This window comes from Photobacterium lucens (genome assembly GCF_009873615.1).
In the GTDB taxonomy this organism is placed as follows: domain Bacteria; phylum Pseudomonadota; class Gammaproteobacteria; order Enterobacterales; family Vibrionaceae; genus Photobacterium; species Photobacterium lucens.
Map to the genome: position 1 here is coordinate 1 of NZ_SSMG01000436.1, position 748 is coordinate 748.

Annotated in this window: 1 protein-coding gene; it reads right to left on the reverse strand. The window is 33.2% G+C overall.

Annotation, left to right across the window (positions count from 1 at the left end):
• Positions 1–421: 421 nt before the first annotated feature.
• A partial coding sequence (locus tag E5A76_RS17570) for a hypothetical protein (RefSeq protein WP_222932526.1) occupies positions 422–748 on the reverse strand: 327 nt, incomplete at its 5' end.

The following is a 748-nucleotide window of genomic DNA, read 5'->3' on the forward strand; positions in this document are numbered from 1 at the left end:
TAGCGTATCTAGGGTTCAAATCCCTATCTCTCCGCCATATTAAAGAAAGCCGCTAAGTTAACCCTTAGCGGCTTTTTTGCATCTGTAAGTTTTAATATTTTTTTAATTAATCTGATACTGATATTAGAAGGGTTCAAATCCTCTAATATCCAGAGCAGCTCCGCCATATTAAAGAAGGCTGCTGAGTTAATTCTCAGCAGCCTTTTTGCGTTTGAAGTATATAGATTTAGCTAATTTTTAACGTTTTAAATTTTAATTGTTAGCGAGACTCTATGGCATGGGTCTGGAAAAAAGGTGTGTTAGACACTTTGCTCTATTTAGGCCAGTAGGTATTAAGAAATGTAAGGATAATGCCTGCATATTTAGTAGTTAGCTAAAATAAGTGTCTGCGACTGTTAGACGTCTATTTTTGATGTACTTGTTAGGTTTCTGGAACTACTTTACCTTGATAACTATCTAACTTCATTTGAACAACTTCGACACTTGAAGGTAAAATTGAACGTAATATTTTCGCTCTTTCACTTGATATTTTGTGCCCTAAATAGATCTTTTTAATAGGATTTGGAAGCTCATAAAATTCACCTTTGCAAATAATTCTATACTCTTGTTCATAACTCCATTCTTCTGTTTTTATCTCAAATAAGTTTTTGTGATCTTTTATACTTTCTGAAATATCAGTAAAAATTGGGGAAAAAGGGCTATATTGAACCTTGGATAAATCTGGGTTTTCTTCAGGGATTTCTAATTC